Genomic DNA, 22,429 nt, shown 5'->3' on the forward strand with positions numbered 1-22,429 from the left:
GTTGCATTCCTAGAAGTCATAGCGAAGGCCAAACGTTATCCCGTCATCATTGCTATCCTCATGCTTGACAACTAACTCGCGATCATAAGTTAAGGATAGGTATGTGCCACGGGCTAAAGTCCATTGCCCTTCCACTCGCCAGTCTTCTTTCTCATATTCACTTTCATCATTTTGATCAAGGAAGTTATAACCAGCTAGCACTTTAAAGTTATGCCATTTGTAAGCAATAACAGAGTCTATACCGAAATACTTTTCACTGCTCTGGTCGTCCAAATCAATCTTTACATAATCCGCAGTCACTCCAAACGTGAAGTTACTCTGCGCTAACTCAACGCCTGCCATAATCTGGTTGTGCTGCTTACGAGATGTATCTGTATTTTCGTCGTCGCGATTAAACTGGCTGATCGCCAGAGCAGGTGATAAATCTAAACTCTTACCCTTGAAATTCATTCGGTAGCTAGCCATAAAACCATTATCTAAGCGTTCATTCTCATTGTTTCCCAGTATGTAAGCTGCTTGAATTTCGTGAATACCGAATTTGCCTTCATATTGCAACGTTGAATCCTGACGATTGAACGAATATGAAGTATCAATGGAAGATAATCCAAAATTATAAATTCCAGGGGTGAAGTTTTTGTATTGATCAGTGATTTTCATTACTTGGTACATCGGATTTTTGGTTCGTCCAAATATCAACGTACCCAAGTTGTCATTCTCAATACCCACATAGTTATAACGAGCTTCTAGATCTTCCCCTTCAGCAAAGCGTGTGTCATTCTGCTCTGTACGCACTTGCCACTCAAACTTACCTATCGCTCTACTGTTATTAATCGCTTTTAGTTCTTTACTCATGCTGAAACCTAGACGACCGCTCATTCGACCTGCCCATTCTTTTTCAGCAGTAAAACTTTCTTCTCCCTTTGCTATTTGTGCTTCTAAGCGGCCATAGATGTCAATTTTATTGGTGTCATCGTTATAGACGTTTTGCGCAAGAGCCGTTCCTGATATACAAAGCGCTGGGATAAAGGGTAAGAGATTTTTATTTATTATCATTTGCAATCTTCCTTATTTGTTATTGGAGATTGCATCCTAATTTTCTCTTTGTTTAAAAAATAAGGGAACTCATACTTCCCTAACTAAAATTTGATTCACTTCATATTTATGCATTTTTATAATTATTAATGGTTTTTATTTTATTTCTTTTTGAGTTTTTTATTTAATTCATAATCTGTTTTATTTTGTTTTCGTTTTAAAATTGTGATCTATACCTAAATGGTGAGGCATCTTTAATGCTGATTATGATGTGATGAGAAATTTAAATTCTCATTGTTTTTATTAAAATTAATCTTATCTTGTATTTTTATTATTCTTTGTTTTTATTGGTTTTATTTGGTGGGAAATAAGATTTCCCACCAAGGTTCAATTTAAGTTGTATAAACTGAGTATTAAGTGTTTTTTGTGACATTTTTTATGAGAATATTATCAGGAAATTAATTTCAACTAATGGTTTTTTGAGTGTTAAATCACTTTTTAAAGAATGTTTGTTGAGAAGTTATTATTGAAAGAATCAAGCAGAGTAAGTTTTTTAAATGCTTCACACTTTTTGGCGAGAATAAATAGTTCCCATATTGTTATCGCGAGTTAGAAAACATGATGTTGGCTTAATACTATAAAAAGGTGAAACATATGATTGCTCTGCTCGCGCTGCCCATTGTGTTTGGGGCTGGATATTTGATTGTGAAGAAATACAACACTCAGGCCGTGTTATTCGGTGCTGGTTTATTAATGATGGTGGTTGGTTATCTTGCTAGTGGTCCGGAATTTTTACCTAAAGGTACTAAACCTTCAGGTGCGACGTTGGTGGACTTTTTCTTAGTCATAAAATCTATCACTGCGTCAACGGCTGCAGACTTAGGTTTGATCATTATGGCTGTAGGAGGGTTTTCAAAGTATATGGGGCACATTGGTGCCGCTAATGCACTAGTGAAAGTCACGACAAAACCTCTGTCTGTAATCAATAACCCCTATATTATCTTGGCTTTCACTTATATTTTGGGACAGTTTTTAAACGTCTTTATCCCAAGTGCTGTTGGGTTGGCAATGTTATTACTCGTTGCGCTGTACCCAGTATTAGTTGGGATCGGCTGTACGCCAGCTTCGGTTGCCGCAGTCTTGGCAACAACCGCATGCCTAGACTTAGGTCCTGCCTCAGGAGCTTCAAATAAAGCGGCTGAAGTAATTGGCATTGATGCAGCATCATATTTTGTACAACATCAATTGTTTGCTGGAATTTGCTCGGCGATTGTCATTGCTATTTTACATTTTGCTTGTCAAAAATGGTTTGATAAACGTGATGAAATAAAAGGTGTTTCTTACGAACTTAATGCTAAAGAAGACACTTCTCGAGTGGCACCTCTGTGGTTCTCTGTTCTTCCCATTCTACCCCTAGTCCTACTACTCACATTCAGTAAATTCGCTATCACATCAATTAAAATTGATGTGGTAACAGCTATGTTTATTAGCTTAGCCGTTGCTATGGTGTTTGATGTTGTTTATTCAAAAGATGGTCGCGCTGTCGCATCGTCTTTAAAAGTGTATTTGCAGGGCATGGGCGATGTATTTGCAAGCGTTGTGTCTTTGATTATTGCTGCTCAAACATTTGTTGTTGGTTTAAAAGCCATAGGTTTCATTTCAGGGATGCTAGGTTTGGCTTCAGACTTCGGTTTTGGTTACATTCCGATGGTATTGATGCTCGTTTCTATTATCGGTGCGACGGCTCTTATGTCTGGATCGGGTAACGCCGCATTCTTTAGTTTCTCTAACTTAGCTCCAGATGTAGCTACTCACGTTGGGGTATCTATCGCTGCATTTGCTCTTCCGATGCAACTCTCTGCGGGCATTTTCCGCTCATTCTCTCCTGTTGCTGGTGTTGTCATTGCATGCGCTGGTGTTGCTGGCATTCCACCGACAGAGCTGGTTAAACGCACTGCGATTCCAATGATCGGTGGCCTGATTACGATTTTAGTCATTACATTTGTCGGAGCGTAGGAATTAGATATGCATGGTTTAAACGTTTCAGTATTCGACTCAACGCTTTATTCTCCATTGTTTACACAAAAAGAGATGAAGCAAATTTGGTCGGATGACAACTTGATTCGTACATGGCTAACCTTTGAAGTTTCTATTGCTAAAGTGCAAGCTGAGTTGGGGTTAATTCCCCAACCAGCAGTTGCTTCAATAGTTGAGGTCTGTCGTGTTGAAAATGTTGATTGGGTTCGCCTTGCTGAAGATACGCAAGTTGTGGGTATGGCAATAAAGCCATTAGTGGATCAGCTTTCAGAACAAGGTGATGACTACGTAAAAAAATATCTGCACTGGGGGGGAACAACACAGGATTTGCTTGATACTGGCCTTGCCATGCGTGTTAAACAGACTCTCGATTTGGTTCGTTGTCAACTGATCAAGTTGGGAGACCAACTGCAAAATATGTCTTTACGACATAAAGATACTGTGATGGTCGCTCGTACCAATTCGATGGATGCTCTGCCAACCACTTGGGGATTACAAGTGAGTAGCTACTTACTTGAAGTGACTCGCCACATAGTTCGACTTGACGATATGTATGCGCGAGTCACAACGGGCGTTTATGGGGGAGCGATTGGTAATTTGTCTTCGATCGGGCAAAAAGGATTGGCGATGCGCCGCGGACTGTTTGTTGAGTTAGGTTTACCTGAACCCAAAGGACTTGGAAATGCGAGCATGGATCATGTGGTTGAATTGGTTCAATTCTTTGCTCTTATCCACGGTACTTTATGTCGTATTGCTAATGATACCGAGATGATGGGAAGAGCTTCTATTGCTGAAGTGAGTGAAGGTGAAGGTGGCGGTGGATCGAGCACTATGCCTCATAAAGCGAACCCGCGCGCTGCAAATATGATTAAGACTCTATCTCGTATGGGGTGGATGTACGCAAGTGGTGCTCCGAGTTTGATGGATCAACTGGATGTTCGTGCCGCTTCAGTTCGAGTGCTGAACTGGAGCTTAGTCCCGGAAGCTGCTTTAGCTGTATCAACATCACTTGAACGAGCTGAACGTTTAATCTCCAACTTAGTGGTCAATGAATCAAAGATGTTAGAGAACTTTTCTGCTTCACGAAACTTTGTCATGTCCGAGGCTGTCATGATGAAAGTGGCTGAAAAAATAGGCAGAGGAGATGGCTATAACAAAGTGAAAGAGGCTATCGCTCATGCTCCCGCTCAAGGGAGTCTAAATGAAGTATTAGCATTAGATAAAGATGTTTCCACCATTCTTACGGTAGATGAAATTGATGCCGCATGTAACCCTAAAAACTATCTCGGCTGTAATGATGCTTTGATTGATGAAACTGTCGAGCACTATCGAGAGGTCATCGACTAATGTCAAAGAAAATGTTTGTTAGACAGGCGGGTAATATTTTACTGAATACACCTTTGTTAAATAAAGGCAGCGCATTCTCGTTAGAAGAACGGAAAAACTTCAATTTATCAGGGTTGTTGCCCACCAATATTGAAACCATTGAAGAACAGGCTAGTCGGGCATATGAGCAGTTTTCGTTGTTCTCATCAGGGTTGGAAAAACATATATATTTACGAAATATTCAAGACACCAACGAGACCTTGTATTTTAAATTAATCGATCAACATATAGAGGAGATGATGCCTATCATCTATACACCAATTGTAGGTGATGCATGCCAAAAATTTTCTCAAATTTATCGTCGCAATCGAGGTCTGTTTCTTAGTTATGAAGAGCAAGATGAGCTAGAACAAATCCTCAATAATGCGCCGAACAAAGATATAAAAGTTGTCGTAATTACTGATGGTGAACGTATTCTGGGTCTAGGGGATCAAGGTATTGGTGGTATGGGCATCCCTATTGGTAAATTGGCACTTTATACCGCTTGTGGTGGAATTAACCCTGAACACACTTTACCTATAGTGTTAGATGTAGGTACGAATAACTCGGCTTTACTTTCCGACCCGATGTACATGGGGTGGCGCCATCCAAGAGTTTCAGGTGATGAGTATTACAAATTTGTCGACGATTGTTTGAAAGCCATCCGTCAGCGTTGGCCCGATGCATTGATCCAATTTGAAGATTTTGCACAAACTAATGCCATGCCACTTCTCCTTCGTTATCAAGATAGGTTCTGTTGTTTCAACGATGACATCCAAGGAACAGCATCAGTGACGGTGGGTACTTTACTAGCCGCTGCGCATGTAACTGGAAAAAAACTATCTCAACAGAATGTGGTGTTTGCTGGTGCAGGCTCTGCTGGCTGTGGTATTGCGGAAGCCATCATTGCACAAATGGTCTATGAAGGTGTTAGTGAGAAACAGGCGAGAGAGCAAATCTTCATGGTTGATCGTTGGGGATTGTTAGAGCAAGGTATGACGGGGCTATTGCCGTTTCAACAAGGTTTAGCACAGCCATCTTCTATTCGTGCATCATGGAATATTGAAGAAAATACAGAGATAAGTTTGCTTGATGTCATTCAACGATCACAGCCAGACGTGTTGATTGGCGTCACTGGTGTGCCAGGTTTGTTTGATCAACAGATCATAGAAGCCATGTCGGTAGGATGTGAGCGCCCAGTGATTATGCCACTCTCTAATCCTACCAGTAGGGTAGAAGCAAAGCCGGTTGACATTATTACATGGACCGATGGACGGGCTATTGTTGCCACGGGAAGCCCGTTCTCAGATGTCCAGTATAAAGGGGTGCGATATCCAATTGCACAGTGTAACAACAGCTATATTTTCCCTGGAATTGGTTTAGGTGTCATTAGCGCTAATGCCAGTCGTGTAACCAACGAAATGTTACAACAAGCGAGTATGACTCTGGCGTCAATGTCTCCCATGTTAAATGGAAGCAACCACCTTTTACCTCCACTGAGTGATATTCAAAACGTGTCTCGCAAGATTGCCATTGAAGTAGCTAAAAAATCTGTTGCTCAGGGGAAAGCGGCTGATCGTATTGAAGAGCGTTTACTTGAGAGATTAGAAGAAGAATTCTGGCAACCTCAGTATTGTGAATACAAACGTATTGCTTCTTAGCCGTTCAGTGCTGTAAAAAAGTGATATGAAGAGCCTTTGTGCTCGTTTGAAGATAAATAACCACCTTGATGAATAGGTGGTTATTTTATATGGGGAGTTACTACGCGTAGTGATGGCGGACAACATAATCAAGAGCACCTTTTATGGCAGCAACTTGTGCATCATTACACTCTTCATCAGAGACTGTTGGACTGTCAGGGTAGACTTCTGTTGTGGTGCCGTATTGGCAATTTGTTACTCCACCACATAACCCAAGTTTCTTCATTGGGTAAAGAATTACACCGCGCTGAACCACATTTGAACCGATGATCTGTCCATTGGCATCAGCCGGAGCAATGTGTGTTACTTTCGCAACAGATTCAATAACCGCAGCTTGAAATTCAAGTTGTGGCAGAGCACTGTCGCCAACGGTGTAGAAACCATCTGGAATGCTGTCGGCTTCATACTCGATACCATCGCGAGCGGCTAAAGCCGGGCGGAACTCGGTTTCGTCAGTATCTGTTGTTTCATGCAAATCAATATGAACTAAAACCTCTAGAGGCAAATTCGCCACTAATGCCATTAGGTTTGCCGATTCTTCCGCAGGACTGTCTGCATAAAACGAACGGTTAGGGTCAATCGCGTTTGGATTCCAGCGGTTGATGGTTTCGTATCCCCAAGGGCTAACACAAGGCGCAGCAACGATATTGAAGTGTTGTTGGTAGTGCTGAGCTTCAGTAGCCATGAATTTCAATGCGCCATGGACACCACTGGTTTCGTAGCCGTGAACCCCACCAGTAATTAACACGGTTGGTTTGTTCGCTTGCCAGTTTTTGCTTTTGATAGAGAAAAGCGGGTAGCGCTGTTCGTCATAAGACAAAGCGCCGTATTGCTCCACAACAAATTCGCTTTTTAGTGCTTTGATTTTTGGCACAACTTCTTGTTGATATTCACGCTTGATGCTTGTGGTTGCGCGCCATTCTAAGCGTTCAGCGTCTCCCCACTTTTGTCCAGGGGTTCCGATTGGGTAGGCTTGCGATTGAGTCATAACTTTCCTTGGCTTAACTATTCTCAATGAGTAACTATTTTCGATAAGTAACTATTCTCAATAAGTGACTATGAGCGTTGTTAAAGATATTTCATCATTTTTGTGAGGCTGCTATGTTACCTCTAGTTTTGTCCAAACCCAAAAGAGAATGTCATATGGCTGGAGCTAGCTTACTCACTTTATTAGACGATATTGCAACTGTGCTTGATGACGTGGCTGTGATGTCTAAAGTCGCAGCAAAGAAAACGGCAGGGGTGTTGGGTGATGATTTGGCACTGAACGCCCAGCAGGTTTCTGGCGTGGCAGCAGAACGTGAAATACCGGTTGTGTGGTCGGTAGCGAAAGGTTCGTTTCGCAACAAGCTTATTCTTGTGCCAGCAGCATTGGTGATCAGCTCTTTTGTCCCTTGGTTAATCATGCCTTTACTACTACTTGGTGGTTTGTTTCTTTGCTTTGAAGGTGCAGAAAAAGTGCTTGAGAAGTTATTTCATTCAGAGCCGAAGAAAGAACCCATCGAGGCAATGAACGAGTTGAAACACCTCAGCGTTGAAGAATACGAAAAGAAAAAAATCAGTGGTGCGATTCGCACCGACTTTATTCTCTCTGCGGAAATCATCGTGATTGCTTTGGGGACAGTTCAGGGTAAAGAGATGATGACGCAAATCGTGGTGGTTAGTCTTATTGCCATCATTATGACCGCTGGGGTTTACGGTTTAGTGGCTGGAATCGTGAAACTTGATGACCTTGGGTTCTATCTGGAGAGAAAATCCAAAGGAGAAGGGGTGTTAGCTAAAGTGGGTGGCGTACTGGTTTCGTTTGCTCCTAAGCTAATGAAAGGGCTGACCGTTGTCGGTACTGCGGCTATGTTTTTGGTCGGCGGCGGTATTGTCGTCCATAACGTGCCATTCATACATCACTGGGTAGAACCTATTATTATGAAGTTGCCTGACTTAACCTTAGTTAACGCATTGGTTCCCACGTTACTGAATGGTGTTATTGGCGTTGTTGCTGGTTTGATTGTTATGGCGGGTATGGAAGTCATCCATAAGGTGCGAGGTAAATAAGCCCATGTACAGTTTGAGTTTGCAGCGTTAGGCTAGACTAGCTTGACTCGCGGCGACGCCTGAGTATTTAGGTGAAATATTTATTTGGCGATTTGTCGCTAGGCGAATAGACTAGCGCTTTTCCAAATTTGGTGACCACTGTTATGCAATGCGAGTTCTTTACTCAGCAATTATGTACTTCCTGCACGAATTGCGCTCAGCCTTATGAACAACAGGTTTCTGTTAAAGATGCCGAGTTGAAGAATTTGCTCGCTGACCTCAATCCAGAGCAGTGGTTATCGCCTGTCACTAGCAGTGAAACTCGCTTCAGAAACAAAGCCAAAATGGTGGTGCTTGGTGCAGCGCATGCGCCTATTCTTGGTATCGAAAATACGCTTAATGGTGAGCCGCTGTCATTAACGCATTGCCCGTTGTATCCGCAAGATACACAGCAGCTGCTGACCTATTTGGAAAACTGGATCCGTATTTCAGGCATCCCACCGTACAACAAAAACAAAAAGAAAGGTGAGCTGAAGTTCATCTTGCTAACTCGCAGTGAGCACGATGGAAAGTTCATGTTGCGTTTTGTTGCGCGAAGCAAAGAGGTATTACCGCGTATTACCAACAATTTGCAGCGTTTGCTTGCAGATTTGCCAGCCATTGAAGTGGTATCAGTCAACATTCAGCCTGTGCACATGGCACGTTTGGAGGGGGATGAAGAGATCTTCTTGACCGAACAAGAGTATCTGATTGAGCGCTTCAACGATGTACCACTGGTTATTCGTCCTAAGAGCTTTTTCCAAACCAACCCGAAGGTTGCGCAGGCGCTTTACGCGACGGCAAGAGATTGGGTAAGGGAGATTGCACCAAGTAAAATGTGGGATCTGTTCTGTGGTGTGGGTGGCTTTGCGCTGCATTGTTCAACGCCAGCGACTGAAGTGATTGGTATCGAGATTGAGCCGGAAGCGATTGCCAGTGCGAAACGCTCTGCGCAGGAGATGGGTATTGATAACTTAAGTTTTGCTGCGCTGGATTCCGCCCAGTTTTCACATTCTCAAGATGCAGCGCCTGATTTGGTACTGGTTAACCCGCCACGTCGTGGGCTGGGCTCAAGCTTGACCGAGCAATTGGAAGCGTTTGCGCCTAAGCATATTGTCTACTCAAGCTGTAATCCTCACACCATGAACGAAGATGTGAAGAACTTACCAAGCTACAAAGTGGTTAAAGTTCAATGGTTTGATATGTTCCCACATACCAACCACGCTGAGGTGCTCGCGTTATTGGAAAGAGTGGCGTAATAGCGTCTATTATTGGTATACCCTTGCTTTGCACTGTTTCAAGTGGCAAGAATAGAGTGTGTTCATCATCGAGAGACGTACTAAGAGGTTGGTTGCCAATATGGTCTTACGACTCTTTGTTTCCCTTTTACTACTGATAAGTGGTGCTTGCTTTTCGCAAAGTGAAGCGCCGTATCAGCATTCAATACGAGCTGATTTGGTCAAAGTCGACAAATCTAAGCGTCGCATGTATTTGCTTTTTCAAGGCGAAGTATTCAAAGAGTATCGAATTGCTTTAGGGAAAAATCCTAAGGGACATAAGCAGCAAGAAGGAGATCAACGCACACCCGAGGGGCGTTATTACCTAGATGGCATCTCACCCAATACCCAGTTTCATCGAGCAATGAGTATCAGCTATCCGAACTTGAGAGACAAGTTACATGCTCAGGCTTTGGGTGTAGACCCAGGTAGTGATATAAAAGTACATGGTTTAAAAGAAGATTATTCTGGTGCCCCACAATTTATTCAAAGCTTTGATTGGACAAATGGTTGTATTGCACTCACCAATGAAGAGATGGATGAGTTTATCAGTCTGGTCCGAATTGGAACGCCGATAGAGATTGAATGGTGAATAGAATCAAATTAAAAAAGGGTAAGTGGGTGAACACTTCCCCTTTTTTAATGGAGTATGGACGTCGATAGTTCAAGTGTTATAAATAGCACGTGCAGAAAAAGCTCAGTCACGCTCCCAAGGGTGTATGGTTTCGGAACTGTGCTTTTGGAAAAACTGATAATTATGCTGCATATAATCGTCCTTTTTCAGTGAGTTAAAAGACCACTGATCCAAATCGAGCTCGAAGTGAAAATCAGCATTGACCAACTGCAGTTGGCTGAATGCAGGCTTACCTATACGATAGACGGCACTATTAGACGACTTGCATTCAAAAACTACCGTTTCTTCAGCTTTATCATTGACTGATAGATGAGCACGATACGGTGAAGATGAATCACAGGGCACTTCTTTCACGAAGGTAAACAAGAAGTAGCCATTGTTAGCAGTATTTAGGAATACAGCCAATTTATGGTCGATATCTACTTGACGATAAATCAGTTGGTGAGAATGGCTTTCACGTGAGCTTTGTATCGCAGTATTATCTAAACTAATAAACTGACTATTAATCCAAAGCCATTGCAAGCCATGGTTCATGAACATTAGAGAGCGATATGATTGAAAGCCTAAGTAGGTAAAAATGATCAGGAAGCTTCCGCTTACCAGCAAAAAGTATTTAGATAACTTTGACATGAGTCAGTCTCTGCTAATTAACGTGCGTACGGTATAATTGTCCTATAATTGGGGACAACTACCACTTCTACGACTCCCACATGATGTAGGTTTATACATGTCGGCATGTGAGTTTAATACAACCTATCATCAAGATTTTCATCTAGCATAACAAATTTTTGATTTATCTATAATTATATCTTTCCACCGTGCTGAAATTCTATCTTTGGAACACGGCATATAAACGTTTACATATAATTAACAACAGCTCAAATTTTGCACATAGTGATAAAATTAAGTGATATTTACTCTCATTTTTATTGATTTTGTTACAAAGCGTTAATAGTATGTCGCTGATTTTGAAGATCAAACTAACAAAAGCAATTGACCATGATCATTGCAATTAGTCATCTATTCAGCTAGATAAAGGCATATAATGAACGTACGCATAATCCCAGCTAACGCTTGGGTTGCTTTTCTACATTCTAAAATTCGGAACCGCTTCCGTGTTCCGAATCTCCTCCAAGAAACGCACTTTTCTTTCTCAATAACTAGTGGCTCGTATGACATTTTAGCTCTTACTTTAAGCTCAAAAATAGAGAACTTGCGACGCCATCCCCGTTATTTTTTCGGAAACAAATAAGGCTAACTGATGAAGATAGATGCAGACCTAACTGAATGTTGGGATGGCTTTTTATGGCCTAAAATCTTCCAATTGTTCCGAGCTTCACATGTTACAGAAGTGGTTCAATTTTTATTCATCTCTTTTAGCATTTTCCAAATATCACCAGCATTAGTACCGATGATTAACAACAAAACTGTCGGGCATTACGCATCTATAAATTTTTAGGTTGTAACTTATGGATATTATCAAATCTGGCAAACCCGGAGATAAAGGGATTCGCCGTATTGTTAAAGCAACGAAATACTCAATTCAAGGAATGAAAGCGGCCATTAGGCATGAAGCAGCGGTTCGTCAAGAGCTTGCTCTTTTGATTGTCCTAACACCGATTTGTTTGCTTCTCGAAGTCTCAAATATTGAGAAAGTGTTAATGATTAGCTCACTATTTATCGTGTTAATCACGGAGCTTCTAAACTCTGCGGTCGAAGCGGTAGTGGATCGTGTTGGTACTGGTTATCACGAATTAAGTGGACGAGCGAAAGATATCGGCTCTGCTGCAGTGTTTGTTGCGTTAGCCAACGCAGCGCTTGTGTGGGGAATTATTCTACTATGAGCAACAGTATTGCATTAAAGAGGTCTAAACTTTCAATCAGTTCCCCGTGGTTTGTATTAATCACAGCCTGCTATTTTGGTTTCATATTAAATTACGCGGTCAGTACGAAAATAATCGGTCTAGCGGAAAACACTAGTTCAGGGTTATTCGCGTATACAGCACCACTTCTATTATCCTCCGTATTTGTGATCATATTTTCACTGTTTACGATTCCTTATCTGACGAGGTTAATATTCTCCGTATTAATCATAACGTCCGCATTAGCTAGCTATGCCACATTGAATTACGGTGTAATTTTCGATTATTCAATGATTGAAAATATTTTTGAGACTAACACCTCTGAGGCAAGCTCGTACCTGTCACTTAAAGCTGTTGTCTACTTCCTAGCATTTGGGGTAGCACCGACAGTATTATTGTGGTTGGTGAAATTTGAAAAGAAGCACACGTTAAAAGTTCGAATTATGCAAAGAATTGCTTTGCTTTTTGGTGCTTTAGTTGTTATCGCAGTAATCTATATAACATCTTATAAAGATTATGCTTCGGTGGGGCGCAACAACTCTTATTTAAATAAACTCATCGTGCCGTCACATGTCTACTATACGGCTAAATATCTTGATAAAACATATTTCAGTACGCCATTGGAATATCGCCAAATCGGTTTGGATTCTCAAAAAATAGTGAGCGCTAACGGTAAGCCTGAATTGACTGTTTTGGTACTAGGTGAAACCGCACGATCTATGAACTTAGGAATCAACGGCTACGAGAAGAATACAACTCCGTACACGAAAAAGTACGATATGATCTCATTCACCGATGTCTCATCATGTGGAACGGCTACCGCTCACTCATTACCATGTATGTTTTCAAACATGCCTCGAGAAGGCTACCGGAAAGCAGTGGCCAATGCACAGGACAACGTGTTAGATATCATTCAGAGAGCAGGGGTGTCAGTACTTTGGAAAGATAATGACGGCGGTGACAAAGCGGTGGCTAAAAATCTTGCAAAGAAAGTCATGAATCCGGCAGAACATCCGAAGTCGTGCACTTCTGATAGCTGTTACGATGAAGTGTTACTCCAGGACTTAGATGCCGAAGTTAGTACTCAAAGTGGTAAAGATCAGTTGTATGTTCTGCACTTTATAGGTAGTCATGGCCCGACTTACTGGAAACGTTACCCTGAACATCATGAGTTGTTCACTCCTTCGTGTAACCGAGCAGATATCGAAAACTGTAGCGATGAAGAAATCAGAAACGTTTACGACAACACAATAGCCTACACGGATTTTTTAATTAGCCAGCTGATAGAGAAGTTAAAAGTTTATGGTGAAGATTATAATGTCGCTCTAATGTATATCTCAGACCATGGCGAATCGTTAGGAGAGAATGGACTATATTTGCATGGTACACCTTATGCTCTAGCTCCAAAGGAGCAAACTACTGTGCCATGGCTACTTTGGCTAGACGATCGTTTTGCGCAGAGTTACGGGATTAACAAAGCATGTGTTGCTGATAAGTCACATCAAGCCTTATCTCATGACAATTTGTTCCATACTCTACTGGATTTTGTAAATGTCTCGACTGCAGCAAAAGATAAATCAATGAGTATTCTTGATACTTGTCGCAGGCTGTAACCGTCTATAAGTTAGTGTGGCTTATTAAGCTGAAGATGCTAAATAAAGCCACACTCGTTATAACTGTATGCTTCACATGCAACCTAACAGCTAAAAATGTATAGAGACATTCACTTATAGGCTTAGGTTGGCATCTTGAATTTATTAGTTTATCCAAAAGCCAACTTCTTTTATTTTCCCATCTATTTCTTTGAAGAAATAACGTGCTAAGAATTCACCCGCTACTTTATTGCTGGTCTGTTACCCCACATACCCTGTGAACAGTGTTATGCCAAAGAATATCAGCACAATACCTGCTCCTTTTTCTATGATGTGTATTCCAGCTTTTAAGTGACGCTGGATTTGTGGGCGACCAATGACAGTTGCGATGAGTAAGTCCCACAACAAGACAGCAAGAAACATCCATACTCCACAAGTGATCTGCTGAATCAAGGTCACTTCATTGCCTAGAATGACCGTCATTAAACTCATATAGAACAGGGCATTTTTCGGGTTTAGGAGCGCTGAATTCAACCCCAACAGCAGCTGATTAATGGCTGAGGGAGGGTTTGCATGCGCTGTTTCTAGTAAGGCATCGGCTTTTTTACTTCTCAATAGCTTTTGACCAACCCACAACAAGTAAACTGCGCCTAGAGTCTCAACCACAGTGAATGCAACGTGATTATCTCGAATGTTTGCCCAGCCTAAAATTACCAGTGCGATATAAATAGCATTCCCTAAAGCGACACCAAGACAGATAAATCGACTTCCTGCCAATTTGTGACGGATTGAATGTGCAATGATTAAGAAGAAATCTTGTCCGGGACTCAACAGCGCGACGAAGTGAGCTAATGCCAATGCAGGGAACGCTGCGGGGAAAAGGAGTGAAAGCGACATAATAAAGTTACCTATAGCGAAATTGTCCCCGAACTATATGTATTTCATGTCACGATTTATTGTCGAAAATTGACTTAACTTGTTGGAACTGGCGTGGCGTGGAGGCGGTATAGTTAACAAATGTGCGATGAAGCTGACTTTGGTCAGAGAACCCAACTTCGGATGCCACATCAACAATACTCATGCCGTTCTTTAATAAAATCTTCGCTTTTTCAACTCGGCTATTGTTCAAAAATGACTTTGGCGTGATGCCAAAGTACTTTTTAAATGAGCGGATTAAGGTCTCTTTTGGTTTTCCTAATTCCTTAGAAAGAGTCTCAAGAGAAGGTGCACTAGCGATATCTTGCAAAAAGCGACACCTTAATTTATGCACCAATTCGCTTTCTGTGACATGTTCATTGAGAGGCAAGCAGCATCGGCTAACGAGATCAAACAAATAACTTTCTAGCTCTGAGCCGGTGATATTAGTACCTTGATTTAAGAGCGAATTAAGCAAATCTGATAAATAAGAATCGTGGTTGTTCGCCGGGATTAAAGTCAGGTCTGAACGATACTTGGTGACTTGGTACCCGTAGAGCTTCGATAGCACATCACAAACCCATATGTCGTCAACATAGAGCATGTGGTAGCTGCGAGAGATGCCTCCAACTGGATTACACGAATGGACGATGTGAGGCTCAATCATTATGATATCGCCTTTTTTCAGGACAACATTTCCATTGGGTAGTGTTAACTGAGTTGAGCCAGATTCAATAAGACCGACTGATAATTCAGGGTGGCTGTGGGCTTTATAACTTTGTGTACTGTTGTAGGTAGTGCGGATCGTCAGATAAGGAATCTCATCGCTACTCCAAAATTGCTGATTAACATCACGAACCGTCTCTTTCATCAAACTAGCTCCTACCTATCTCGCTAACCGATAGTGATAAAATTCATCACGAATAGTGTTTCAATTTCGTATCTGAAACAACTCTAAGCCAATTTTTGCTGCTTTTTGTGGCGTTCTAATAAATGAATTGCTTCTATAAATGAAACTGGTTTACTAAACAAATAGCCCTGATAAAAGTCGATTTCGCTTTGTCCAAGTAATGCGAGTTGATCATTAGTTTCTACACCCTCTGCAATCACTCTGGTGCCGATGGTGTGAGCCATTTTGGTGACGGCAGAAACAATGCTTTCGTCTTTCTCGCAAGAGCAAATATCATCAATGTAAGATTTATCAATTTTAATGTAATCAATCTGTAGATTTCGAAGCACTGCGATGGACGAAAAGCCTGTACCAAAGTCATCAACGGAAATCATCACACCTGCATCTTTGGCCTGAATGATACGATGAGTTAGTTTTTCGATATTTGAAATCATCGCCGTTTCCGTTATCTCCAAATGAACATTCGCTGGATTGATCGAGTATCGATTTATCAGGAATTGTAGATAGCGGATGAAATCATCATCTTCTAACTGGATTACAGAAACGTTAATCGAGATAGAAACTTTAGGATAGGTTTTGTTTATTTCAGCAAGAGCCTCGATAGACATTGTCAAGATCAACTGACCTAATTCGATGATCAATCCATGCTCTTCAGCTACCGATATAAATTCGTCGGGAGAGACTCGTTGACCTTCTAATTCCCAGCGAACCAAAGCTTCGAACGAATGTACTTCTTGAGTGCTGCAACGTACGATGGGTTGGAAATTCATGAAAAAGTTTTCTGCATCGATGGCTGCTTTAAGGTGATAGCGCAGATACTGATTTCTTTGCTGTCCTTCTTGGATCTTTTTATCGAAACAGCAAACTCGAATATTGCTCTTCTTTCCTTGAGTTACGGCTAGATAGGCGTTTCTCATTGCTTGACTGGTCGAGATACTATCATCGCCAAGGTAGTAACCAATGTAATAATCGGGCTTCACACGGATATTATCGAGTTGAAAGTAAACTGCTAATTGGTCTTTTATGGTACCGATAAACTCAAGGATTTCCTCCTCTGAGCCTACATTGATAAGCATGATGAACTCATCGTTACCGTAACGAGCCGAACATGTGCCATAGAACTTATCAATGTTCTTGAGTACCTCACCGACCTTTGTAATCACGTGATCGCCGTATTGGTGCCCGTAGTTCTGATTAATGTTGTGCAGTTTTTCGATATCTATATGCACAAAGCCATTTAGGGAGCATTGCTTGTTTTTCTTAGCTTTCATCAACGTAACTGCGGATATGAAGCTCTTTCGATTAAGTAAACCGGTCAACATGTCGCGCTGTTCTAGCATGGATATCTTTTGATCTTTGGTATAAGCATCGACTTCCAAATCTGATGCAATCGCTTCTACTTTCGCCTGATTATCGATAAGTGAAAAAATGATCCGAGCACTTTTAACGGCAGTAATACATAGGGCAGCACCATAGACTATTCCCATAAACCCAAGGCTTTCTAAGCTAGAGTCTCCAGATGTAATGAGAACGAGGCTGTAGGGGAAAACGGTCAGAGAAACATACGCGATGGCGGAGCGAAGATCGCAAGAAAGCAAGGTTACACTACCGCCTGACATACCACAGAAAATAATCAACGTTAGCATAATCTCTTTGGTCGACATGCTCTGATGGAACAAATATGGGTAAAAAGCCCATACAGCGCCAGCAATCACGACTCCAACTAAATGCAAGTCCAGCTTATGTTTGTTGTTATTTGAAAAATATAAATGAACAAAGTATCGATATGCAGTCACAGCAGCCAGAATAGCCAACCAAGTTAATTTTGCCTGTTTTGAAGCAGGTCCATACATATCACTAATTACTAAAGTACACGCAATCACTATATTTATTGCCAGTAACACAGGAAGATTTGTAGATAAAATCAACAACCGCTGATACTTGTACATCGATAATATTCTCTGAAATTAAGTTATAAGATTTGCAACACAGCAACTCAAGTAAGCACGCTTATTTTTATAAGTAAAAGCTAATGCATTCAGTGCTATAGGTAATATGACTCATTCATATAACATATGTAATGTAACACTCTGTTACGTAATGACAATATTGTATTCGCTATATTTATCTTACAAAGACGAATAAACAGAGATTAATCTGGATAATATTTGGGCAAATGAAACTTCTAACAGGAAATATAAGGTTGTAAATCTTAGGTTAAGGCTTGTAATAATTGCTATTGGAGTATCTATATCGCTGAAAAGTATACAACCAAGTGAATGTAATAGGCTAAATGATGAGCAATATAAAAGGCGCAATCTATTCAGAACGAACAAATTGCGCTTAATTGAAAGTGGTATAGCTTATTAGGTTAGGCTACCCAGTCGTTGAGTGCTGTTTGAGTTAACATCAGACCTGCTCGTAGACCCGGGCGAACGCTGCTGTTTGGAAAAATCAGCCATTCCTGATCTTGTTTGACGCGGTATTCTTTTTCACCGTCAGTTGCGAGTAAGCTTCCTTTATCAAAGGCTGTAAAGTTTTGAACGCTTTCCGCAAAGTTCAGTTCAAACGCTTCAGTGAGTTTGGTTAACTCTTGGCTGACTTTGTATACGGGCATTTCCGCTGCGCTATTGTCAGGACAAGCAGTACCTGTGGTAAGGGAAATCAAGCCTTCTTTGATGCCAACAAACTGAGAAAGATCGTTTTCACCAAATGGCAATGCTTTACCCAGCTCTAAAGTGCAGCTTTGGGCACCGCAAGTCTGGCTGCTGAAATAGCTGAACGTTGCTGCTGGAGCATGGTTTATCACCAGTGCTTCTAAGCCGACACAGCGCAGCCAATCGATCATTTCTGGTTGATATTTGCCTGACTCTACATAAGGAAGTAGTCCGAATCGTACATGGAATGACGGTTTTCTTGCGGTATGTAGGTCGAAGTGAACACGCTGAGAACTCGGTTGCTGTTCAAAGAACTCAATAACTTGCTGTTCAATAAACTGCGCACGTCTTGTTTCTTCACAAGCTTGGTAATTGGCATGTTTACCGCTGAATAGACGGTTCATGTCTACTTCGAGGTAGCGGTCACCTGTGCGCATCGCTTCGAGGTTGCCAAGAATGACTAGCAAGCGAACATTCAAAGAACGTTTATCTGCCAGAAAATCTTGAACCAACTCAGAAACGATCTCGATAGGTGCGGTTTCGTTACCGTGAATGCCTGCAGAGATAACCACACTTTTCGATTGTGAGCTATCTAAGAACGCTAAAGGCTCGAAAGCGATAATACCTTGCGCTGGACAAGTCCAACGCAAAGTCGCAGTTTCACCTGATGACGGGGAAAAGGTTTCCACCGAAAGTGTCTGTTTTAAAAAGTCCATTTCCAATAAATCCTTGCTTAGCGTTGGAATGGGTAGATTGAACCTAGGTTCATGATTTGAGTCAGCTCATCCAACGCAGTGCGGTTTTCAATCAGTAACTGTGGGTCTGCCAAATCAGCTTCCGTCAGACGATCACGGTAGTGCTTGTTCACCCACTGAGTTAAAGAACCATACAGAGCATCGTTCATCAGTGCATTTGGATTCGCTGCGTTAAGCTCTTGTTCGGTAAGAACAACACGTAGACGCAGACAAGCTGGGCCACCACCATTACACATACTTTCGCGTAGGTCGAATACTTTCACTTCGTTAATCGGACCGCCACTTTGCGTTAGCTCAGTGAGGTATGTCCAAACACGTTCGTTCTTACGTGATTCTTCAGGAACCACAATTACCATGCTGCCGTCAGCTTTAGTTAGAAGCTGGCTGTTGAACAGGTAAGTACCTACTGCATCTTGTACCGACACTTTGTTTGTTGGTACTTGAATTGGGGTAAACTCACAGTCAAATTGACCTAGCTTGCGGCGAATTTCATCAAACACAGGTGCTTGATTGATGAATGCTTCTTGGTGATGGAACAGAACTGGGCCGTTGCTCACTGCGATAACGTCGTTGTGGAATACGCCTTGGTCAATCACATCAGGGTTTTGTTGTAAGAAAACGGTTTGAGACTCGTCTAACTGGTGCAGACGCGCTACAGCTTCGCTGGCTTCACGCGTTTGACGAGCAGGGAATACTTTAGGCTCAACCTGACCACCAAAGGCTTGGCGACCATATACAAACACTTCAACACCTTTGTCACCGTAGCTACGGCACAGACGGTTGTGGTTAGCTGCACCTTCGTCACCGAATAACATTTGTTGAGGCAGTGCTGCGTGATGAGCAAAGTGCTTGTTATCTGCAAAAATGGCTTTTAGCGCGTTGCTGGTAGTTTGCTCTTCAATTGAACGGTGGAACTTGTTGTTGAGATTCGCGACAGTGAAATGAACTTTACCATCCGCAGTGTCCGCTGAAGGAGATACGGTTGCCGCATTTGCAACCCACATTGACGATGCTGAACTGACGTTCGCAAGCAGTTGAGGTGCTTTTTTTGCCGCTTGAGCGATAACTTCTGCATCAGTGCCAGTGAAACCCAAAGTGCGTAGCGTATGAACGCATGGACGCTCTTGTGGAGGAAGCACACCTTGTTTGAAACCTGAATCTGCAAGGTTTTTCATCTTTGCTAAACCTTGAAGAGCAGCCAGTTTCGGGTTTGCGACCGCATTTTTGTTTGAAGTAGACGCAACGTTACCAAACGAAAGGCCTGCGTAGTTGTGCGTTAAACCTACAAGACCGTCAAAGTTAACTTCATAAGCTGACATAATTTTAGACTCCTATCAGCCTACTCTTTGGCAGAGTAGGCGAGGTAAATAGTTGGGCAGGGTACGTTGTTATTGTTTGTTTACCCTTACAACTCAATATCAGTATTTGCATTAGTCTGATGGTGAGCCGAGAGGGTATTTCTGCCATGAATATTCAATTACTCGGTTTGAGAAAGCTCTTGGCGATGCTCTTCTTTTGCAAATAGAGGTGCAACTCGAATCAAGTCACCATTCGCCACATTCAAGATTTCAGCTTGTGCTGGAGACAGAGTGATTTCTGTTGCCGTACAAGGCTGGCGACCAATGATTGCGCGGTAGTTGCGGTAATCTAGGTTTCCGACCAGCAGCGTAGAGTGAGTCTCGCGATAAGTTTCTGAAATCAGAACTTTACGAGTTTCGCTCTCACGAACGATACGTAAATCTTTGGTGTACGCTTCCAGAGTTGGACCCGCATCGAAAATATCGATGTAGCCTTCGTAACGCATACCTTCACTTTCTAAGATCTTACGTGCTGGAAGAGTGTTTTCGTGCACTTCTGCAATGACTGCTTTCGCTTCTTCAGTCAGGAAATCTACATACATCGGGTGCTTAGGCATTAGCTCTGCGATAAAGGCTTTTTGACCAATACCTGTTAAGTAGTCTGCTTCACTGAAATCGATGGAGAAGAAGTGACGACCCAAGCTTTCCCAGAATGGTGAGTTACCATTTTCATCAGACACACCGCGCATCTCAGCGATCAATTTGTCTGCAAATTTGTCTTCAAAGGTAGACATAAATAGCATGCGACTTTTCGACAGCAAGTGACCATTTTTGTTTTTGCGGTAATCAGGGTCTAAGAACAGCGTGCATAGTTCGCTGTAGCCTGTATGGTCATTGCTTAGGAAAAGCGTTGGCATTTGGGTATACACGTTAAGCTCCTTTGACGCATGTACCAAAGTGCCAACTCGGAAATCATACCAAGGTTCTGTTAGACCAATCGCAACTTCAACGCCACTGATACCAACAACTTCTTTGCTTTCCGAATCTTCTAATACGAATAGATAGCCTTGATCGTGAATAGGGGCTTTGCCTTCCCATGTGTCGATCATACGCTCAATACGTGCTGCCAATCGCGCTTCATTGTTTGGTAGAGACGTAAAACCGACACCGGTTTTAGTCGCTAGTTTCAATAGAGCTTGCTTGTCATCCCTAGTTACTGGGCGAATTACCATCATAGTTTAAATTCCTTGTTATTTTTCCTGAAAAGAGAGAAGTGACTACAGGGCTAAGATCCACACCTTCTGGTGCGCACTTAATCCCACTTCTTCCATCAATTCTTTAGTAATGATCAGTTGATCCTCTGTGAGGTGACCAGTGGCGATAAACGCGCAGAAGCCTTTGGCACCTTGGTAACCAACCAAATATTGCTTAGTGTCAGCGTGAAGAGGTTCACCGACCACTGACCCGGTTTTCATATTTAGACAGATAGGCAACGCATTGTGCGGAGCTGTCAAAATTGGGCCAGAATCGAAGATTTCCACATACTTATCTGGCTCAAAACCTTGGTCATTTAAGAGCTGATATTGAAGTTCGGCATCTTGATGAACTTGACCCATTACCGCTTGCGCCTCTTCATCAATCAGAGGTACATAAAGCGGATAATGTGGCATCAGTTCTGCGACAAACGCTTTGTCGCGCGTACCGTTGTAATATTCGACTTGGTTGTAATCCATGCCGAAAAACTTGCGGCCGACGTGTTCCCAAAAAGGAGCTCGGCCATTGGCGTCTGCAATACCTGGGAGCACAGCCATCCATTCATTCGCGAATCGGTTAGAAAACGCGTTCATGAACATCAGACGTCCTAGCGTAATTAGTGCTGGAGATAAGGTGCTGCGCTGCGAAGGATCAATGTAAAAAGAGCACAGTTGAGAGTGGTCACTTAAATCGTGGTTCAGCGTGAGTGCATGAATGCGACTGTGAACATTTAACTCTCGCGAGGAGTGGATAATGATGTCATTGCGGAACGAATAGAACGCTTGACGATATCCTGCTAAAGCGTTGACGGCTCCTGTGCCCAACAAATGCCCGGTACTCGTATCTTCCAACACAAAGAAGTAAGACTCTTCCCCCGGGCAGAACACGTCCTGCTCGAATGAGTAAATTGACTGTTCAATCTTTTGCAACAGGTGATCGCGTTTAGCCGGTAATGTGCACACCATTGGCCCACTATCTACCGCAAGTCGTTCAATGTTACCAATGTCTGTGAGTTTTGCAGGACGTAATACAATCATGATTGCGCACCTTTGAGAGTCGCGACTGTATTGA

The 22,429-nt window shown here is 42.2% G+C and carries 18 protein-coding genes; 8 read left to right on the plus strand and 10 right to left on the minus strand.

Annotated features, from left to right (window positions below; all coding sequences use genetic code 11):
- Positions 1 to 9: 9 nt before the first annotated feature.
- Entirely contained in the window at positions 10 to 1,053 is a 1,044-nt protein-coding gene (locus G5S32_RS18205; protein WP_165313580.1) for a porin, read from the minus strand.
- A 633-nt stretch (positions 1,054 to 1,686) separates the two neighbouring features.
- Here G5S32_RS18205 and dcuC point away from each other — a divergent pair.
- From dcuC to G5S32_RS18220, 3 genes are read left to right on the plus strand one after another with little or no spacing between them, the layout of a single operon-like run.
- Positions 1,687 to 3,048: a C4-dicarboxylate transporter DcuC gene (gene dcuC / locus G5S32_RS18210; RefSeq protein ID WP_165313581.1), complete on the plus strand. Its 1,362-nt coding sequence runs from the start codon at positions 1,687 to 1,689 to the stop codon at positions 3,046 to 3,048.
- A 9-nt stretch (positions 3,049 to 3,057) separates the two neighbouring features.
- Positions 3,058 to 4,416, plus strand: a complete 1,359-nt coding sequence (locus G5S32_RS18215; RefSeq protein ID WP_165313582.1) for a class-II fumarase/aspartase family protein — start codon at positions 3,058 to 3,060, stop codon at positions 4,414 to 4,416.
- Positions 4,416 to 6,095 carry an NAD-dependent malic enzyme gene (locus tag G5S32_RS18220; protein WP_165313583.1) on the plus strand — a complete coding sequence of 560 codons (1,680 nt, stop codon included), beginning with the start codon at positions 4,416 to 4,418 and terminating at the stop codon, positions 6,093 to 6,095. The genes G5S32_RS18215 and G5S32_RS18220 overlap by 1 nt, the downstream gene beginning before the upstream one ends.
- A gap of 100 nt (positions 6,096 to 6,195) precedes the next feature.
- On the opposite strand, the gene G5S32_RS18225 is transcribed toward G5S32_RS18220, so the two are convergent.
- Positions 6,196 to 7,122 carry a M14 family metallopeptidase gene (locus tag G5S32_RS18225; protein WP_165313584.1) on the minus strand — a complete coding sequence of 309 codons (927 nt, stop codon included), beginning with the start codon at positions 7,120 to 7,122 and terminating at the stop codon, positions 6,196 to 6,198.
- Between the two features lie 155 nt (positions 7,123 to 7,277).
- Between G5S32_RS18225 and G5S32_RS18230 the strand changes: the two genes are divergently transcribed.
- From G5S32_RS18230 to G5S32_RS18240, 3 genes are all read left to right on the plus strand, one after another.
- Positions 7,278 to 8,186 (plus strand): DUF808 domain-containing protein, encoded by a 909-nt coding sequence (locus G5S32_RS18230; RefSeq protein WP_165313585.1) that lies wholly within the window; start codon positions 7,278 to 7,280, stop codon positions 8,184 to 8,186.
- Between the two features lie 143 nt (positions 8,187 to 8,329).
- Positions 8,330 to 9,463 carry a 23S rRNA (uracil(747)-C(5))-methyltransferase RlmC gene (rlmC, locus tag G5S32_RS18235; protein ID WP_165313586.1) on the plus strand — a complete coding sequence of 378 codons (1,134 nt, stop codon included), beginning with the start codon at positions 8,330 to 8,332 and terminating at the stop codon, positions 9,461 to 9,463.
- Positions 9,464 to 9,563: 100 nt separating this feature from the next.
- A complete protein-coding gene (locus G5S32_RS18240) occupies positions 9,564 to 10,073 on the plus strand; it encodes a L,D-transpeptidase family protein (RefSeq protein WP_165313587.1) in 510 nt (169 codons plus the stop codon).
- A 105-nt stretch (positions 10,074 to 10,178) separates the two neighbouring features.
- Here G5S32_RS18240 and G5S32_RS18245 read toward each other — a convergent pair whose 3' ends face one another.
- Positions 10,179 to 10,745, minus strand: coding sequence for a hypothetical protein (locus tag G5S32_RS18245; protein WP_246201112.1), 567 nt, complete (start codon positions 10,743 to 10,745; stop codon positions 10,179 to 10,181).
- 839 nt (positions 10,746 to 11,584) lie between these two features.
- On the opposite strand from G5S32_RS18245, the gene G5S32_RS18250 reads away from it, so the two are divergent.
- Together G5S32_RS18250 and G5S32_RS18255 are read left to right on the plus strand one after the other, a co-directional pair.
- A complete protein-coding gene (locus tag G5S32_RS18250) occupies positions 11,585 to 11,959 on the plus strand; it encodes a diacylglycerol kinase (protein WP_165313588.1) in 375 nt (124 codons plus the stop codon).
- Positions 11,956 to 13,590, plus strand: coding sequence for a phosphoethanolamine transferase (locus G5S32_RS18255; protein WP_165313589.1), 1,635 nt, complete (start codon positions 11,956 to 11,958; stop codon positions 13,588 to 13,590). Before G5S32_RS18250 ends, G5S32_RS18255 begins: the two co-directional genes overlap by 4 nt.
- A gap of 240 nt (positions 13,591 to 13,830) precedes the next feature.
- On the opposite strand, the gene G5S32_RS18260 is transcribed toward G5S32_RS18255, so the two are convergent.
- The 7 genes from G5S32_RS18260 to G5S32_RS18290 form a co-directional block, all read right to left on the minus strand.
- Positions 13,831 to 14,466, minus strand: coding sequence for a LysE family translocator (locus tag G5S32_RS18260; RefSeq protein ID WP_165313590.1), 636 nt, complete (start codon positions 14,464 to 14,466; stop codon positions 13,831 to 13,833).
- A gap of 49 nt (positions 14,467 to 14,515) precedes the next feature.
- Positions 14,516 to 15,355, minus strand: a complete 840-nt coding sequence (locus tag G5S32_RS18265) for an AraC family transcriptional regulator (RefSeq protein ID WP_165313591.1) — start codon at positions 15,353 to 15,355, stop codon at positions 14,516 to 14,518.
- Between the two features lie 83 nt (positions 15,356 to 15,438).
- Entirely contained in the window at positions 15,439 to 17,343 is a 1,905-nt protein-coding gene (locus tag G5S32_RS18270; protein WP_165313592.1) for a putative bifunctional diguanylate cyclase/phosphodiesterase, read from the minus strand.
- Between the two features lie 422 nt (positions 17,344 to 17,765).
- Positions 17,766 to 18,767 (minus strand): succinylglutamate desuccinylase, encoded by a 1,002-nt coding sequence (gene astE, locus G5S32_RS18275; protein ID WP_165313593.1) that lies wholly within the window; start codon positions 18,765 to 18,767, stop codon positions 17,766 to 17,768.
- Between the two features lie 17 nt (positions 18,768 to 18,784).
- Positions 18,785 to 20,125 carry an N-succinylarginine dihydrolase gene (astB, locus tag G5S32_RS18280; RefSeq protein WP_165313594.1) on the minus strand — a complete coding sequence of 447 codons (1,341 nt, stop codon included), beginning with the start codon at positions 20,123 to 20,125 and terminating at the stop codon, positions 18,785 to 18,787.
- A 158-nt stretch (positions 20,126 to 20,283) separates the two neighbouring features.
- The gene (gene astA / locus G5S32_RS18285; RefSeq protein ID WP_165313595.1) at positions 20,284 to 21,339 is read right to left on the minus strand and encodes an arginine N-succinyltransferase; all 1,056 of its coding nucleotides are present in this window, start codon (positions 21,337 to 21,339) and stop codon (positions 20,284 to 20,286) included.
- Positions 21,340 to 21,381: 42 nt separating this feature from the next.
- Positions 21,382 to 22,395 (minus strand): arginine N-succinyltransferase, encoded by a 1,014-nt coding sequence (locus G5S32_RS18290; RefSeq protein WP_165313596.1) that lies wholly within the window; start codon positions 22,393 to 22,395, stop codon positions 21,382 to 21,384.
- Positions 22,396 to 22,429 lie beyond the last annotated feature (34 nt).

Source organism: Vibrio ziniensis (assembly GCF_011064285.1).
Lineage (GTDB): Bacteria > Pseudomonadota > Gammaproteobacteria > Enterobacterales > Vibrionaceae > Vibrio > Vibrio ziniensis.

Excerpts from the sequence above, each read along its gene's own strand:
- G5S32_RS18215 (WP_165313582.1), top strand. The coding sequence starts at position 3,058 with ATGCATGGTTTAAACGTTTCAGTATTCGACTCAACGCTTTATTCTCCA.
- G5S32_RS18245 (WP_246201112.1), bottom strand. The coding sequence starts at position 10,745 with ATGTCAAAGTTATCTAAATACTTTTTGCTGGTAAGCGGAAGCTTCCTG.
- astA (WP_165313595.1), bottom strand. The coding sequence starts at position 21,339 with ATGATGGTAATTCGCCCAGTAACTAGGGATGACAAGCAAGCTCTATTG.
- dcuC (WP_165313581.1), top strand. The coding sequence starts at position 1,687 with ATGATTGCTCTGCTCGCGCTGCCCATTGTGTTTGGGGCTGGATATTTG.
- G5S32_RS18255 (WP_165313589.1), top strand. The coding sequence starts at position 11,956 with ATGAGCAACAGTATTGCATTAAAGAGGTCTAAACTTTCAATCAGTTCC.
- G5S32_RS18265 (WP_165313591.1), bottom strand. The coding sequence starts at position 15,355 with ATGAAAGAGACGGTTCGTGATGTTAATCAGCAATTTTGGAGTAGCGAT.
- G5S32_RS18250 (WP_165313588.1), top strand. The coding sequence starts at position 11,585 with ATGGATATTATCAAATCTGGCAAACCCGGAGATAAAGGGATTCGCCGT.
- G5S32_RS18270 (WP_165313592.1), bottom strand. The coding sequence starts at position 17,343 with ATGTACAAGTATCAGCGGTTGTTGATTTTATCTACAAATCTTCCTGTG.
- astE (WP_165313593.1), bottom strand. The coding sequence starts at position 18,767 with ATGGACTTTTTAAAACAGACACTTTCGGTGGAAACCTTTTCCCCGTCA.
- G5S32_RS18225 (WP_165313584.1), bottom strand. The coding sequence starts at position 7,122 with ATGACTCAATCGCAAGCCTACCCAATCGGAACCCCTGGACAAAAGTGG.
- astB (WP_165313594.1), bottom strand. The coding sequence starts at position 20,125 with ATGTCAGCTTATGAAGTTAACTTTGACGGTCTTGTAGGTTTAACGCAC.
- G5S32_RS18230 (WP_165313585.1), top strand. The coding sequence starts at position 7,278 with ATGGCTGGAGCTAGCTTACTCACTTTATTAGACGATATTGCAACTGTG.
- G5S32_RS18290 (WP_165313596.1), bottom strand. The coding sequence starts at position 22,395 with ATGATTGTATTACGTCCTGCAAAACTCACAGACATTGGTAACATTGAA.
- G5S32_RS18240 (WP_165313587.1), top strand. The coding sequence starts at position 9,564 with ATGGTCTTACGACTCTTTGTTTCCCTTTTACTACTGATAAGTGGTGCT.
- G5S32_RS18260 (WP_165313590.1), bottom strand. The coding sequence starts at position 14,466 with ATGTCGCTTTCACTCCTTTTCCCCGCAGCGTTCCCTGCATTGGCATTA.
- rlmC (WP_165313586.1), top strand. The coding sequence starts at position 8,330 with ATGCAATGCGAGTTCTTTACTCAGCAATTATGTACTTCCTGCACGAAT.
- G5S32_RS18220 (WP_165313583.1), top strand. The coding sequence starts at position 4,416 with ATGTCAAAGAAAATGTTTGTTAGACAGGCGGGTAATATTTTACTGAAT.
- G5S32_RS18205 (WP_165313580.1), bottom strand. The coding sequence starts at position 1,053 with ATGATAATAAATAAAAATCTCTTACCCTTTATCCCAGCGCTTTGTATA.